The following is a 15417-nucleotide window of genomic DNA, read 5'->3' on the forward strand; positions in this document are numbered from 1 at the left end:
TGACATGAAGGGAATCCCCCCGCGCGACGGATGGGCAGACCCGCCGCACGAGGGGCCCCGGGAGGGGCTACATGAGCAGATTCGGCAGGAACATCACCAGCTGCGGGCAGGCCGCAATGAGAATGATCAGCAACCATATCGTGCACAAGTAGGGGAAAGCCTTCAGCGCCACTTCCTCAAGCTTCACGTCCGTAATCTTCATGGTGATGAACAGGTTCGCGCCGAAAGGAGGCGTCAGGAACCCGGTTTCGCAGCACACCACGAACAGCACGCCGAGCTGGATCGGATGGATGCCGAGGGCGTTCGTGATGGGCAGGAACACCGGCGCGAGCACCACGACCATCGCCAGCGTATCCGCCACGAAGCCGCACAGGAAGATGAAGAACGCAATGAGCAGCAGGGTGATCGTCGGGTCCGTAGAGATGGAGCCGAGGAACGCACCCACGCTCTGCGGGATGTGGTACAGGGTCAGGAGCCGCGAGAAGGCCATCGAGACGCCGACCAGCACCGTGGCCGACCCGGCGAAGGCCGAGGTACGGATAAGCGCCGAGGAAATGTTCTTCCACGTCAGCTTGCGGTAAACGAACAGGCCGACGAACAGCGTCCAGAGCACGCCCACTTCGGCGGCTTCGGTGGGGGTAAATACGCCGCAGTAGATGCCGCCGAGGATGATCACCGGAGTCGCCAGCGCCCACTTGCCGTCCCAAATCGCCTTGAGCAAGCCGCAGACGGAAAACTTTTCGCCGGTGCCCTTATAGCCGCGCTTGCGGGCGATGCAATAGGCGGTGATGCACATGGAAGTGGTCATCACGAAACCGGGGATGAAGCCCGCCATGAACAATCCGGCGATGGACGTGTTGGCCACGACGCCGTAAATGATCATGGGATTGCTCGGCGGGATCAGGATGCCGAGCGTCCCGCCCGTGGCGGAGACGGCGGCGGCGTCGTCCTTGCGGTATCCCGCGCCGATCATGCCGGGGATCATGATACTGCCGATGGCCGCGGTTGTGGCGGGGCCGGAGCCGCTGAGCGCCGCGAAGATCATGCAGGCGAGGATGGTCACCATGGCGAGGCCGCCGCGGATGTTGCCCACCGCCTTCTTGGCGACTTCAATGATTTCACCGGTAATCCCGGCGGGCTCCATGAGGAACCCGGCCATCACGAAACCGATGGTGGCAATGAGCGGGAACTGGTCCATGCCCGTGTACAGGTTCTGGGGGATGAACTCCATCGGAAACGGCATCCCGATCATCGAGATGATGGACGCAAGCCCGATAACGCCGAACAGAGGCAAGCCAAGCAACATGAAGAAGACGAATGACAAAACAAGCAGCATGGCTTAGTCCCCCCTGCCCTGGAAGTGGAGCGTATGGTTCCGGAAATCGCGGTACAAGCCCTGCAACACGCGGAACGTCGTAACGGCCATACTGATCGGGATGATCAGGTACGCGTACATTACGTTGATTTCAAGGGAAGCGGAAACCTGCTTAAAACGGGTCATGTTCTCGAGCATATTGATGCTGTAATAAAAAACAAGCACACAAAACACAGCGAACGAGAGCTCGGAAACCACGTAACAGACTTTCACCAGACGCGGGAAATGCTTTTCCAGCGTATCCATGAGCATGAGGACGCGAAGCTGTTCCTTGCGCTTCACCGCGATGGCGACGCCAAGATAGGATGCCCATACAAACAGATACCGGCAGAGTTCCTCAATCCACGAAAACGACTTGCTGAGCAGGAACCGGGAAAAAACTTCGGTTCCCAGAAGCAGGATGAGCAAGGACAGCATAATCGAAACGCAAAATTCTTCGGCCCATTCGTCGAGCCAGCGCAAAACCTTCATGATACCTCCCGGAGAATGGCGGGAAGGGCTCCCTTCCCGCCGGGGAACAGCTTACTTCTTGGCAAGAGCTTCCTTCTTGGCCAAAACGACGTCGATGACCGCCTTGCCCTTGGCGGCGTCGCCATCGCCTATCACCTCATAGCACTTGGGCCATGCGGTACGTCCGAGACGGACCCATTCCGGGAGGTCTTCAACCACGCCGAGCAGCTCCATGCCGTGTTCCTGCATGAGCTTGTCGTCGGTGGCGAGCATGTCGGCAACCTTGGTGCGTTCGTACAGCATGGCTTCCTTGCCGGCGCGGATCAGAGCGTTGCGCTCCTTCTCGGGCAGGCTCTGGAGCCAGCGTTCTCCGACGATGAAGTTGCAGCTATGCACGGAGTAGTTGATCATGGTGGCGTACTTCTGCGCTTCGTAGAACTTCAGGGTCACCACGTTGTTGAAGCAGCCTTCCTGACCGTCCACCACGCCCTGCTGGAGCGCGTTGAACGTTTCGGCAAAGGAAACGGCGGTGGGCTCAAGGCCAAGAGCCTTGAACGTGGACACCATGAGGGCGTTCTGCGGCGTGCGGATCTTGATGCCCTTGGCGTCGGCGAGCTTGCGGACCGGGTGCTTGGCGCTGGTGGTCAGCTGGCGGTAGCCGATGTCAAGGATGCACAGCAGGCGGCAGCCGCCTTCCTTGATGGCCCATTCGTTGTTCTGATCCCACATGGCGTCCACGAGGGCGCGGAATTCTTCCAGCGAGTCGAACATGTACGGCATGTTCACCCAGCCGCAGGAAGGCGCGAACGGGGCATAGTTGTTGGTGGCGAGGTTGGCGATGTGGATGGTGCCGAGCTGGATGCCGCGCACGGTTTCCTGTTCGTCGCCAAGCTGCATACTGGGGAAGAACTGGAAGTCAAAGGCGTTGTCCGAATACTGCTGGGCCAGTTCGATGAATTTGTTATAGAAGACGTTAGTGTAGTTCTGCGGGTTCGCGTCCACGGAGGACGCCACGATCACCGTGGTCTTCGAGGCGGCTTTCGCCTGACCGAACGCAAGGCCGATCACGGATGCGCACAGCAGGCAGGCAACAAGCAATTTCTTCATGTCATTTCCCCTTGAACTGACATCGTTGCGGGAAAACTCCCGCTGAAACATTCCGCAAACGGCTGCGGAAACCTCCTCAACACCCCCGGCGGCTCCCTTTTCCGCCGGAGTCCGGGGGAATGACTCCCCCGGATGCCCCGGAAAGGGCTACTTCTTCGCCAGAGCTTCCTTCTTGGCGAGGACGATATCCATAACGGCCTTGCCCTTTTCGGCATTGCCGTCGCCAATGACTTCATAGCACTTGGGCCACGCGGTACGGCCAAGGCGGATCCATTCGGGGAGGTCTTCGACCACGCCGAGCAGTTCCATGCCGTGTTCCACCATCAGCTTGTCGTCGGCCTCAAGCATACCCGCGACCTTGGTGCGCTCATATTCCATAGCTTCCTTGCCGGCGCGGATCAGTGCGTTGCGCTCCTTCTCGGGCAGGCTCTGGAGCCAGCGTTCGCTGGCGATGATGTTGGCGCTGTGCACGGAGTAGTTGATCTGGGTCGCGTACTTCTGCGCTTCGTAGAACTTCAGGGTCACCACGTTGTTGAAGCAGCCTTCCTGACCGTCCACCACGCCCTGCTGGAGCGCGTTGAAGGTTTCGGAGAAGGAAACGGCGGTGGGTTCGAGGCCGAGAGCCTTGAACGTGGACACCATGAGGGCGTTCTGCGGCGTGCGGATCTTGATGCCCTTGGCGTCGGCGAGCTTGCGGACCGGGTGCTTGGCGCTGGTGGTCAGCTGGCGGTAGCCGATGTCGAGAATGGACAGGATACGGCAGCCGCCTTCCTTGACGGCCCACTCGTTGTTCTGTTCCCACATGGCATCGAGCAGCGCGCGGAATTCATCCAGCGTATCAAACAGATACGGCATGTTCACCCAGCCGCAGGAAGGCGCGAAAGGGGCGTAGTTGTTCGTGGCGAGCATGGACATCTGAAGCGTGCCGAGCTGGAGGGCGCGGACGGTTTCCTGTTCGTCGCCAAGCTGCATACTCGGGAACAACTGGAAATCGAACGCGTTGTCGGAATACTTCTGAGCGAGTTCCACCAGCTTCTTATACGTGACATTCATGTAGTTCTGTTCGCTGGTGTCCACGGACGAGGCCACAATCACAGTGATCTTTGAAGCGGCCTGCGCCTGCGTCTGAGCAAGCAGCATCGCGGTACACACCAAAAAGGCGACGAGAAACCGTTTCATGCGAATAGCTCCTGTGGATAAAGTTACCCAAAATGAAAACCAACCGGAGGGTTCCGGCATCAGGGGCGGCCACCCCCCGCAAGAGAGCGCAGCGCATCCTCAAGCACCCATGCCCCCAAAGCGAGGTGCTCAGGCGCGGTGGCCTCCTGCGGACAATGGCTCAACCCCTTGATGCTCGGAACAAACAAAAGCCCGACCGGCACTCGGCTCCCGAGGCTGGCGGCGTCGTGGGCGGGACCACTCTTGAGGAAGAGCGGCTGGACACCCCGCCTTTCGGCCGCCTGCCGGAACACCTCGCCCACTTCGGGGGACGTGCGCACGCCCCCGCTGGCGGAAAGCCGGACAAGCTCCAGATCAAGCCCTCTGGATTCGGCGACGGAACGCACGAGCGATTCGATGCGCTGCCAACCCTCCTCCAGAACGGGCACGTCAACATGGCGTATATCAATGGTAAACGTCACCGACTCGGGAACGACGATCCCCACATTGGGGGAACAGGCCAATTCGCCGATGGTGCAGGAAAAATCCTCGGGCAGATCGCCGTCCTTCCAAAGCTGCTCCATGCGGAAGGCCAGCTCGGCGAATCCGGCGGCGGGATCGCGGCGCCCCTGCATGGGGCTGGCGGCGTGATCCGAATGGCCTTTATAGACGATGCGGTGCAGACGCATCCCGGAAATGGCGGTAACGATGCCGAGCTCGCGCCCGGCGTCTTCGAGCATCGCGTTCTGCTCGATATGGACTTCAAGGAAAGCTTTAACGTTCGCGGGATCGATCTGTTCTTCGGGCAGGGCATCCGGGTCGAGCCCGAACGCACGCAGTGCATCGTAGGCGGACCCTTCGGCGTTGCTCAGGCGTTTCAAGCCCTCCACGCCGATCTGCCCCGCGATGCCCTTACTGCCGAGGCATGTGGAACCGAAATTCGACCCCTCTTCCTCCGCGAAGGCGATGAATTCGATGGCGCGTTCCGGCTTGTATCCTTCATCATGGAAGGAACGCAGCGCCTCCAGCGCGGCGACCACGCCGTATGTCCCGTCATAGCGTCCGCCGTTACGCACGGTGTCGAGGTGGGAACCGGTGAGCACGGCGGGAGCGCCGGTCGAGCCTTCAATCCGGGCGTGCAGGTTCCCCATGCCGTCGGTCCACGGTTCCAGCCCGATAGCCTTCAGTTCGCGCTCAAGCACGCGGCGGGCACGGCTGTCCGCCTCCGACCATGAGAACCGCGTCACCCCTTTTCCGGGCGTCGCGTTGCACGTGGACAGTTCTTCAAGCGTATCGAAAAGGCGCTGTGCCTGCATGGAAACCTCCTTGAGTGTCTTCGGCAGTGATGGTTCACTTCGCCGCAATATCCGCTGGGGCAAGGGGAGGGGCTTGTCTTGAAAAACCCCTCTCCATGCCATTCTGCGTTACGCTTCGTACACCACACGCCCGCCGCAGATGGTCTTCAGGACCTTGATGTCCCTGATTCCGGACGGATCGACGGCTTCAATATCACTGTCGAGCAATACAAAATCGGCAAAACGGCCCGGCTCGATGCGCCCGCGGTCGTGTTCCCCGCCGCAGCAAAGGGAAGCATAGGTCGTGTAGGCTTCCAGCGCCTGACGCGGGGTAATGCGCTGATCGCCCCCGAACAGGACACCGCCGTCGCTGATGCGGTTTACCGCCGCGTGCATACTGCCGAGGGCGGTCACCGGAAGGACGGGCGTATCCACATGCAGCGAGAAGGGCATACCCAAACGGACGCAGGAACCGGCGGGGTCCATGCGCGCGGTGCGCTCGGGGCCAAGGAAAATGGCGGCGTGCCGATCTCCCCAGACTTCGATGTGCCGGGCGAACAGGCTCGGGATGATCCCGCAAGCCTTCATGCGCTCAAGCTGCGAGTCGGAAACGAGCTGCGCATGGATGAGCATGTGGCGCAGATCCGTGCGCGGGCACCGCTCCACGGCCTTTTCAAAAGCTTGGATGACCGATTCCGAGGCGGCGTCGCCGTTGGTATGCACGGCGACCTGAAAGCCGAGGCAGTGGTATTTGATGATGATTTCGTCGATCTCTTCCTGCGACCACAGCAACGCACCCTTGTAGCCGGGGCGGGTGTAGTAGTCTTCAAGCAGCGCTCCGGTGAAGCCCTGAATGGAGCCGTCGGTGAAGTATTTGACCCCGCCGATCTTCATGTGGTCGTTGCCGATGCCCCACACGCCGAGGGAGATGAGCTTGTCCATCTCGGAAGGCAGAAGCTGCAGATAGGCTCTGGCGTTGAGCCGGCCTTCGCGGGCAAGCTCCATGTAAGGCCGGAGGAACACTTCGGCTTCGCCGTTGATCCCGAGCCCGCCATCCTGAAACGTGGTAAAGCCTTTCTTATTGTATTCGGCGATGGCGCGGACGAGGCTTTCGCGCACCTGAGCTTCCGTGGGAACGGGCAAGCGGCCCGAGGCTTCGATGATGGCGTTTTCCAGCAGCAGGCCGGTGGGCAGGCCGTTCCCGTCAAGGACGATTTCGCCGCCGGGGACCTTCGTATCGGCGGTGAAACCAAGACGTTCGAGGCCGATGGTATTGACGTACCCCATATGTACCGAAATATGGACAACCATCACGGGCCGATCGGCGCAGACGGCATCAAGATCGTGGCGGTTCATGTGGCGGTTGTCGGAAATGCCCGAGTCGTCATACCCGTAGCCGATCACCCATTCGTCATCGCTTGCGGCGGCCTTGTCGCGCAGGGCCTGCTGCACGGCGGCGATGGAACCGAGCGAAGCGCCGCAGTACACCTGATTGAGGCAGCGGCTGAACGAGGACATATGGCTGTGGGTGTCGATAAAGCCGGGATAGAGGGTCCCGCCGCCGAAATCCACGACGTCGTATTCGCCCGCTTTGGCGTATCCGAGGACCTCTTCACGGCTTCCGACGCATTCGATGCGCCCGTCCGCGATGCAGACGGCTTCGGCTTTGGGAGCCTTTTCGGACATGGTGACGATATCAGCCCCGACATAGACGGTCTTTTTGCTTACCAACATGAGCTTGCTCCTTTGATGGTTGTGCGTCGTATGGGGGCGTTCGGAACGCAATGCGAAAAAAATCCCGAAAAAAACACGCTGCCCAACTGTCCATTTTGAGCTATTGTGCTTTTTTGAACGAAAGGGCTTTCAAAAAAGACCGCACAGGAATATCTTTGTAATCGTAAAGAAATAAAACCATTATGCGGTCAAATGAAAAGTTCTTCGCTCTTTCTAAGAAAAATACGGCATGATATTCCTGTTTACTTGCGAAGGACGGACAAAAAATAACGCCAAATGGACATTTTCTGTTCCAAAACGGAACAAAGTATAAATAAACAAATAATTACAATATGTTATAGACACATCCTGTTTCACATGTCCTTCATTGCCCATCCGCAGTATTTGATGCCGACGAGTTGCACACCGGGAATCCCTTCTGATACAGGCAAAGGTATGACAAAATCAGTTCCCCGACTTCCATAAAACGGGCTTTCACGAAGCCCGCCACCGTAAAACCAATTCACAAGCATAGGCTGACCCATTTTTGAATGAAGTGTTTTCATTAAGAAAAGAACCGGCATCTTCAATTGACGCAATCCGTCCGTTGCCAACACATATTGTACATTAAAGAACAATCTATCCGTATCAAAAGGCTCATCCTGCCCGATACGGTTCAGGGGGCATCATGGCGCTGCGACAGCATTATTGGAATCCCCGGACGAACGAAGCCTGTTTCGTTGATGAGACACAACTCATTTACGCCTTTAATGAAAGGCAGGATGCCGGGACATGGAGCGACCTGCATGTCCACCCCGATTGGGGGGAGCTGCTGTTTGTCGCCACGGGCAGCATCGTCCTATGCTCGGAAACGGGAAACTTCCTCGGGCAGGGGTACCGCGCCACATGGGTCCCGCCGGGCGTCCAGCATGAGTGGTATCTGCCCGAAGCCTCATGGAACCGCTCGCTTTTCTTCCACGCTTCCCTGTTCGAGAATTCCCCCCGTTTCCGGCAGTGCCACGGTTTGGAAATGTCCCCGCTACTGCGGGAGCTTCTTTTTGCGGTGGACGACCTCAAGCCGGACTTCACGACGGAAGAAGGGAAACGGTTCGCACTGGTGCTTATGGATCGCCTCAAAGCCAGCAAGGAAGTTGGCGGCCCTCTGCTCATGCCTTCCGAGCACCGTCTGGTGGAGCTGTGCGCGGCAGCCTTGGCCGCACCCGACGCGCCGATATGCATGGCTGATTGGAGCCGCCATCTCGGCATGTCCGAAAAAACCCTCGCCCGCCTGTTCATCCGGCAAACCGGGCAAACGTTCGGACGCTGGCTGCAAATCATGCGCCTCCAACACGCAATGACCGAAATCGAGCAGGGGCAAAGCGTCACCGCCGTCGCCCTGGACTGCGGCTACAATTCCGTCTCCGCCTTTATCTCGGCTTTCAAGAAGCATTTCGGCAGCACCCCCGGCGCCATCGCCAAGCGCCGCCACGAGAGAGAGAGAGAGAGAGAGAGAGAGAGAGAGAGAGAGAGAGAGAGAGAGAGAGAGGCCGATGAAGTGGCCCGCCCCCGCCCCTTCCGCCTCCCCTTTCCGCCCGATTATTGAAAATGCCCGCAGGATGATTCCGTCCTCGGGCATTTTTCAGTTATGGCAGTGCCTCTAATAAGTTTTAGTTGTCAAAAAGAACATTTTTTTCCGTTTGTGCCTTTTCCATGAATGGTGGTAGACAGGATTCACGACGAAAGGGTGTTCTCTACAAACTTTTGTACGGATTTTTCTGCTGTGTGTTTCCTTTTTCTGAAACCTATAACGATAAAGGAGTCCACCATGTCCATGTTTCCTATTATGATCATCGCTGGTGCTTTCATGCTCATCTCCGTTGTCGTCGGTATCTATGGTGTAAGGAAGTATAACTAGCAGGTTTTTCCATGTGGAAATCAGGAAAAAGCCCTGAGCACTCGATGTGTTCAGGGCTTTTCCTTATCCTTATTCCTCAAAATATATTCATATTTCATGATATATTATCATTCATTAGCATGCAAACTTAAAATGGTACCTTTTCTTATCGACCGTATTCAACAGGTTCATATCCTCGCTCACACCAAGGATACGCCCGAAGCGCAAACCCCGTCACAGCGCCCCAGACACAACAAGACCCCCATTCGGGGGTCTTGTGCTTTGCCTTGCGGCTGTAGGCTGTTTTGCCCTTGTGCTTTCGAACCGGCTTTGCCGTCGCCTTCCGCACCTTAGGTTCCGGGATAACCAGAACCATCACTGTTTTGCCCATCGGAATCGTCTCCTGTTTATCGTTGCTCATGTTTTGGGGGCCTCTGCCGCCGCCTCATCGTTCCGCAACTTTGTACATCTGAGTAGACCTCCTTTCGTAGAGTATAGGTTCAAGGCCTGCTCCCAACCTTTTCATCCTATTCCTCTTCTTCTTTTATTATAGATCCTTTTCTGAAAGATGCAATGAGCCCACCTTTGCAGAAAACCGATCAAAAGGCACCGCATCCCGCACGAAAAAGGGAGGCGGACCTCCCTTGCCATTTCAGCTTGCGCATGAAGTAGAGCGTTGCCGCCAAACCCCTCTGAGGACACATCAAGATCCAGCGAGCATCCCGACCTCGGCATAGCCGGAGGACAACACATCAACAACGACATCTCCGCAAGGAGAGCCGAGCACATCCGCACCAAGGAAAAAGGCCCACAGCGCGAGTTCCGGAGCATTGAGCGTTCCGAAGCCGGAGAACTTGATGCCAACGTGGGCGGGGAGCGCCTCACGCATGATCCGGATATGTGAGAGCGCCGGGGCACCCGCCCTGCCGGTCGAGGTCTTCACAAAGTCCACGCCCGCTTCGGCGGCACAGCGGCAAGCCGTGCGGATTTCCTCCGCATTGAGGAGCGACGTTTCGAGGATCGCCTTGACGATGATGCCCCGCCCTTCCACCGCGTTGACCACTGCGGCGATATCCCGTGTGTAGTCGTCGAAATGCCCTTCCTTCAACAGGGCAATGTTGGTCACCATGTCCACGGCGCAGGGTTTGCCGTCGACGCGGGCCACGGCATCCAAGACTTCCGCGACCTTAGCGTCGGTAGACAACGAACCGAGCGGAAACGCCGCCGAAATCCCCGCCGCAATGCCGCTGCCGTCCAGCAGTTCGGCTACCAGCGGCGTCCAGTACGGGTTCGTGAACACAGCCTTAAAACCATACGCCCGTGCGAGGGCACAGGCGTTTTCCATATCCTTGCGCGTGGCGTCGGGTGCCAGCACAGTATGATCAATGCGCGCCGCAATGTCCCGCGCGCTCCAGACGGTGCCGTTGATTCGCATGGAACCTCCTTACACTATTGGGCATCCCTTCCATACACAGACGTCCGCCGCACTTCCAATCGGGAGCGGCAAGAATCTTTTTCTTGGCAAAGGTTCTTGCCGCCGGAACCCCACCCATTACAGAGAAATGATGAACCCGCCGTCGATGAAGATCACCTGCCCGTTCACGAAATCCGCCGCGGGCGAGGCGAGGAAGGCCGCCACCGAAGCCACTTCGGACGGCTTGCCCCAGCGTTTCGCCGGGGTATGGCGCATGATGTAGTCGTTGAGATCCTTGTCTTCCATGAGCGGGATGTTCATGTCCGTGGCGATGAAGCCCGGCGCGATGCCGTTGACCTGAATGTTATGTTCCGCCCATTCCGTTGCCAGCGCCCGCGTGAACTGGCGCACCGCACCCTTGGTGCTCGCGTAGGGCGATACCGTGGGGCGCGCGATTTCGGACATCAGCGAGCACAGGTTGATCACCTTGCCGCCCTTTTCCTTGAGCATGGGAAACGCCGCCCGCGATACCCGAAACACGCTGGTCAGATTCGTGTCGAGCATCTTCTGCCACAGGGCATCATCCATGTCCGCCACGGGCTCACGCAGGTTGATGCCCGCATTGTTGACGAGGATTTGCAGGCCGTTCCCGGCATCCCTGATGGTCTGCATGGCGCTTTCAATCTGCGCCTTGTCGGTCACGTCGAAGGTCAGGCCGCGTACCGCCACGTTGGGATATTTCCCCGCCAGTTCCCCGGCGGCCCGCTCCACAACCGAGCTGTTGATGTCGGACAGGAAGATGTTCGCGCCCTGATGGGCCATCGCCTCCGCGATGGCGAGGCCGATGCCGCGCCCGGAACCAGTAATGAGAGCCGTTTTACCGTTCAGAGAAAACATGATTGCATCCTTACTGTAATGGTTGAAGGAATTCCTCGGGGTATGCCGCACCGAAACATTCCAGCAAAAGAAAAATGCCGCCTGTTTGCTAAGGGATATAGCCTCACACGCCCAGCGCGCGGGTGAAGGCCAGACCGCTGCGGGCCTCGCCTTCCGGATCGGATCCGGGGATGGCTTCGATGCCGAGAAACCCTTCGTAGCCCACGGCCTTGAGGCAGGCCACGACATCCGGCAGCGCCATGCAGCCCATACCGGGCACGGCGCGGGTGTTGTCCACAAAATGGACGTGCCGCACAAGCGACCCGGCGCGGCAGATGGCTCCGCACACGGACGCTTCCTCAATATTCATATGGAAGAGATCGAGAAGGAGCCCGAGATTGGCGGGTTTTCCAGCACGCTCGCACAGGTCGATGGCCTGATCCGTTGTATGGATGGAGTCGATTTCGTAACGGCAGATCGGCTCCAAGAGCACGTCTACACCGAAAGACGCCGCCAGTTGACAATACGCGGCGAGGCCGTCGGCCATGCGGGGCAGGCTGCCCGGATCGTTGCGGTGCCATCCCCGGATGAACCCAATGTTCGGCATGGCACCGAGCACGGCGCACTGCTCAAGATGGTACTTCGAACGCTCGAGCAGTTCGGACAACCTCCCGGCATCATTCAAATACAAACCGTCGGCCATGAGATCGCCCTGCGCTGCAAGCATGGTAGCCCGCAACCCGTTACGGTCCAGCGCGGCTTTGGCGGTACGGGCATCCGTGCCCTGCGGATCGGGGAAAAACATATCGATGCCGTCATAGCCGAGCCCTGCGAGAAGCGCACAGCGCGCCTCCAGATCGCCCGCGAACATGATCTGCGGCATGGCGCACGGCGTGGCGGCGACGGAAATACTGATATTCATAACAACCTCACAGTGCCGGTCCGGTCAGAACGACTTTCATGGATCGGGTCTTGTCGCTGGCGGCGAGAATGGCCTCTTCCGCCTTTTCCAGCGGATAGGAAGCGGTGATCAGGGGCGACAGATCAAGCCGCCCCGATTCCACGAGGCGGGCGGCAAGCGGGAATTCCTGATAGGCGCGCAGCGAGCCGCAGACCGTGACTTCCTTGCGGATGACCATCGTGTTGACCGGATAGGCCACCTCCTCTTCGCCGAGGAACCCGACATGCACGACCGTACCGCCGGGCGCGGCGCTCCTCAGGCAGGTGTTCATGCCACCCACGGAACCGGACGCCTCAAAGCAGGCTTCACAGGCATTGGCGAGATCGGTCAGCGCGGGATCGGCGGCCTTGAACGCCGCGTCCGCACCGAGCCTCACCGCCACGGACAGCGGGAACGCCTCCATATCGCTGATAGCCACGGACGCCGCACCGTTCAGGCGGGCAACGGCGGCGATGAGGCAGCCCACCGGACCCGCCCCGCTGACGAACACCCGCTTGCCGAGCAGATTCCCGGCGCGGGCCACAGCGTGCAGGGCGATGGCGAGGGGTTCCACGCAGGCGGCCTGATCAAGCGGCATGGCGTCGCTGACCGCCACGCACTGCCGGGCCTGCACCATCGGGTATTCGACCATGATCCCCTGTACATGCGGAGTCCGGGCCGCCGATCCGTAATAACGCAGATCCGGGCAGAGGTTCTGGTGCCCGGACCGGCAATAGCCGCACGTTCCGCATTCATCGGTAGGGTTGATGATGACCTTCTGGCCCGGCACAAGGCCGGATACGCCGGGGCCGATTGCATCGACCACGCCGCTCAGTTCGTGCCCGAGGATCATGGGCTCACGGACCACGGCGTTCCCGACGCGCCCGATATGGTAATAATGAAGATCGCTCCCACAAATGCCCACGCCGCCCATGCGCAGACGGACGAAACCCGGCTGCGGCTCGGAGACGGGGCGCTCCTCAATGCGGAGGTCTTTAGGACCGTACAATACGCATGCTTTCATGGCGCCGTTCCTTTCAAAGTGCCTTGGTTCGGGCGTCCCGCAGGGGGAATGCGGAACGCCCGGGGTTGGGGTGGAGGAGATTTTGTTTTGTCTGTATTGCGTATAAAGAGGCAATTCCCTCCCAGCGCTTCCCGCAGCCTTGCAACAGGAAACTCCCACGCCGGGTCAAGGGGGCGCTTGCCCCCTTGCGGAATACGGAGGCAGCGCCTCTGCCGAGGGGTACGGGGGCGCGCAGCCCCCGAAAAACTACCCGCGGTTGCGCCCGTTCCACGCGCGGGCCAGCCGCAGGAAGCAATCCCGCATGGTCGCCACGGCGTCCTCATCGGACATCTGCCCGGCAAACCACTTGCGGGCCGGTTCGAGGAAGATGCTCCGCCCGATGGCGAACCCAAGCGCGCGCGGCGATTCGGGCAGCGCGGCGAACCGCTTCACCAGCTCGGCTTCCGCCACGTTGAGCCCGAGGAACAGAATGCCCCGGCAGTACGGATCGTATTCGCCGATCAACGCTTCGATGGCCTGCCACGTGCCTTGGTCGGCTACGGGCAGGATCTTCCAATAGTCGGGGTACACGCCAAGCTCGTAGCAGCGGCGCATCCAACGCAGCAGGCAGGCGTCCTGCTCTTCCCGCGTCTGCGGCTGGTCGACGATGATTTCCAACAGGAGATCATGCCCGGTGCTCCGCGCCCCCGAGAAGAGGCGGCACAGCTGGCGCTCGTTCTCTTCCACGACCTCGGGCGCATCCTTCGCACCGGGGCGGAACAGGCATTTCACCACATGGTTCTCAGGCCACGCCTGAAGCGTCGAACCCACGTCGGCCTTGCCCTCGAACATGAGCGGGTTAACCCCGGTCTTTTCAATGGAACGGCCCACCCAGAACGGATAGCGGTTGCTCTCGAACAGGACGGACTGGCCGTACGTGTCGTCCACGAGAATGCCCACATCGTTCTGGCCTTCAAGCTCCGAGGAGGCTTCCGCCACGGCCCGGAAAGCCAGATTCTTGAAGGCGGTAATGGCTTTGGCGTCGCGGCCCGTTTCGGCGGCCAGAGCGGAGAAGGGATCACGGTGGTCAAAGGCGAACACGGCGAGGTTCTTCCACTTGTTGCGACGGTTGGTGGCCCAGTGGATCTGTTCGAGCATGGCGTCTTCGCGCAGCCACTTATGCTTGCTGCCGTGGCTGACGAAGTATTGCAGCTCGGTCCAGCTCGGATAGGCTGAGGAGCAGCCGAGGCGGGACACGGCGAACGCCCCGGCGGCATTGGCGTAACGGCAGCAGGAGGCCAGATCCTCATTGCGCAGCCAGCCGCGCAGGAAGCCGGACATGAACCCGTCGCCCGCGCCGATGGAGTTGAACACCTTCACCGGGAAGCCCGGATAGACCACTTCATCCACGAAGCTGTCCGGAATATCCCCGGGCAGCGCGGCGCAGCCCTTGTCCCCGAGCTTGAAGACGAGGAGCGCCTTCGAGAGCCTACGGACTTCGCGCAGGGCTTCCATCGCCTCGGTCTTGCCGCCCGCGATGAAGAATTCCTCCTCCGTACCCACAATAAGGTCGAAGTACGGAAGGACTTTCTTGTATTCGGAGGTCACCTGCTCGGACGCCTCGGCCCAGCGGCTGGACCCGGCGTCGTGCCCCTGCAATCCCCACAAGTTGGGGCGGAAGTCGATGTCGAGGATGCACTTGAGGCCGAGGCGCTTTGCGGTTTCAAGCACCTTCATGGTCGCGGACCGCACGCCCTCGCGCGAGAGGTGCGTGCCCGTCACCAGTACGGCCCCGGCCCGGGCCAGATAGTCCGGATCGATGTCCTCGGCGGTCAGGCCCATGTCGGCGCAGTTTTCCCGGTACTGGATGAGCGGGAAGTCGTTGTCGCCCCGGATGCTCAGGAGCACCATCGCGGTGAGCCGCTTGGGATCGGTCTTCACGGCGCTGACGTCCACGCCTTCGCAGGAGAGCTGCCACTTGAGGTAACGGCCGTTGTCTTCCTGCCCCACGCCGGTGATCGCGCCCACCCGCAGACCGAGCCGGGACGTGCCGATGGCGATGTTCATGGGGCTTCCACCCACGGATTTGGTAAAGGTCATGGCCCGCTCCAGCGGGACGCCGAATTCGCCGCTGTAGAGATCCACGCACGACCGGCCGATACAAATCAGGTCAAAGTCCTTTTCAGACATAT

At 59.7% G+C, this 15417-nt stretch carries 13 protein-coding genes; 1 reads left to right on the plus strand and 12 read right to left on the minus strand.

Translation table 11 applies throughout. From position 1 onward, the window contains the following. Positions 1-67 precede the first annotated feature (67 nt). The 7 genes from T370_RS0101405 to T370_RS24750 all read right to left on the minus strand — a co-directional run bounded on the left by T370_RS0101405 (position 68) and on the right by T370_RS24750 (position 7715). Positions 68-1336, minus strand: a complete 1269-nt coding sequence (locus T370_RS0101405; protein ID WP_029434488.1) for a TRAP transporter large permease — start codon at positions 1334-1336, stop codon at positions 68-70. Positions 1337-1339: 3 nt separating this feature from the next. After that, the gene (locus tag T370_RS0101410) at positions 1340-1846 is read right to left on the minus strand and encodes a TRAP transporter small permease (protein WP_005024248.1); all 507 of its coding nucleotides are present in this window, start codon (positions 1844-1846) and stop codon (positions 1340-1342) included. Between the two features lie 51 nt (positions 1847-1897). After that, a complete protein-coding gene (locus tag T370_RS0101415; RefSeq protein ID WP_009368765.1) occupies positions 1898-2932 on the minus strand; it encodes a TRAP transporter substrate-binding protein in 1035 nt (344 codons plus the stop codon). Between the two features lie 147 nt (positions 2933-3079). After that, positions 3080-4111: a TRAP transporter substrate-binding protein gene (locus tag T370_RS0101420; RefSeq protein WP_005024244.1), complete on the minus strand. Its 1032-nt coding sequence runs from the start codon at positions 4109-4111 to the stop codon at positions 3080-3082. A 59-nt stretch (positions 4112-4170) separates the two neighbouring features. Continuing rightward, a complete protein-coding gene (locus T370_RS0101425; protein ID WP_029434489.1) occupies positions 4171-5406 on the minus strand; it encodes a M20 family metallo-hydrolase in 1236 nt (411 codons plus the stop codon). Between the two features lie 108 nt (positions 5407-5514). Continuing rightward, complete coding sequence (locus tag T370_RS0101430; RefSeq protein ID WP_029434490.1) at positions 5515-7119, minus strand: amidohydrolase; 1605 nt, start codon at positions 7117-7119, stop codon at positions 5515-5517. Between the two features lie 353 nt (positions 7120-7472). Continuing rightward, positions 7473-7715 carry a hypothetical protein gene (locus T370_RS24750; RefSeq protein ID WP_156034312.1) on the minus strand — a complete coding sequence of 81 codons (243 nt, stop codon included), beginning with the start codon at positions 7713-7715 and terminating at the stop codon, positions 7473-7475. A 71-nt stretch (positions 7716-7786) separates the two neighbouring features. Here T370_RS24750 and T370_RS0101435 point away from each other — a divergent pair, with 71 nt between their 5' ends. Then, the gene (locus tag T370_RS0101435; protein ID WP_081847450.1) at positions 7787-8701 is read left to right on the plus strand and encodes a helix-turn-helix transcriptional regulator; all 915 of its coding nucleotides are present in this window, start codon (positions 7787-7789) and stop codon (positions 8699-8701) included. A gap of 994 nt (positions 8702-9695) precedes the next feature. Here T370_RS0101435 and deoC read toward each other — a convergent pair. From deoC to T370_RS0101465, 5 genes are all read right to left on the minus strand, one after another. After that, positions 9696-10427 (minus strand): deoxyribose-phosphate aldolase, encoded by a 732-nt coding sequence (deoC, locus tag T370_RS0101445; protein WP_029434492.1) that lies wholly within the window; start codon positions 10425-10427, stop codon positions 9696-9698. Positions 10428-10544: 117 nt separating this feature from the next. Further along, positions 10545-11303 (minus strand): SDR family oxidoreductase, encoded by a 759-nt coding sequence (locus T370_RS0101450; protein ID WP_029434493.1) that lies wholly within the window; start codon positions 11301-11303, stop codon positions 10545-10547. 103 nt (positions 11304-11406) lie between these two features. Next, positions 11407-12204, minus strand: coding sequence for a sugar phosphate isomerase/epimerase family protein (locus T370_RS0101455; protein ID WP_005024107.1), 798 nt, complete (start codon positions 12202-12204; stop codon positions 11407-11409). 7 nt (positions 12205-12211) lie between these two features. Further along, positions 12212-13246, minus strand: a complete 1035-nt coding sequence (locus T370_RS0101460) for an L-idonate 5-dehydrogenase (protein WP_029434494.1) — start codon at positions 13244-13246, stop codon at positions 12212-12214. Between the two features lie 246 nt (positions 13247-13492). Continuing rightward, the gene (locus T370_RS0101465) at positions 13493-15415 is read right to left on the minus strand and encodes a bifunctional 5-dehydro-2-deoxygluconokinase/5-dehydro-2-deoxyphosphogluconate aldolase (RefSeq protein ID WP_029434495.1); all 1923 of its coding nucleotides are present in this window, start codon (positions 15413-15415) and stop codon (positions 13493-13495) included. Positions 15416-15417: the final 2 nt, after the last annotated feature.

It is taken from the genome of Bilophila wadsworthia ATCC 49260 (assembly GCF_000701705.1).
GTDB classification, from domain to species: Bacteria; Desulfobacterota; Desulfovibrionia; order Desulfovibrionales; family Desulfovibrionaceae; genus Bilophila; species Bilophila wadsworthia.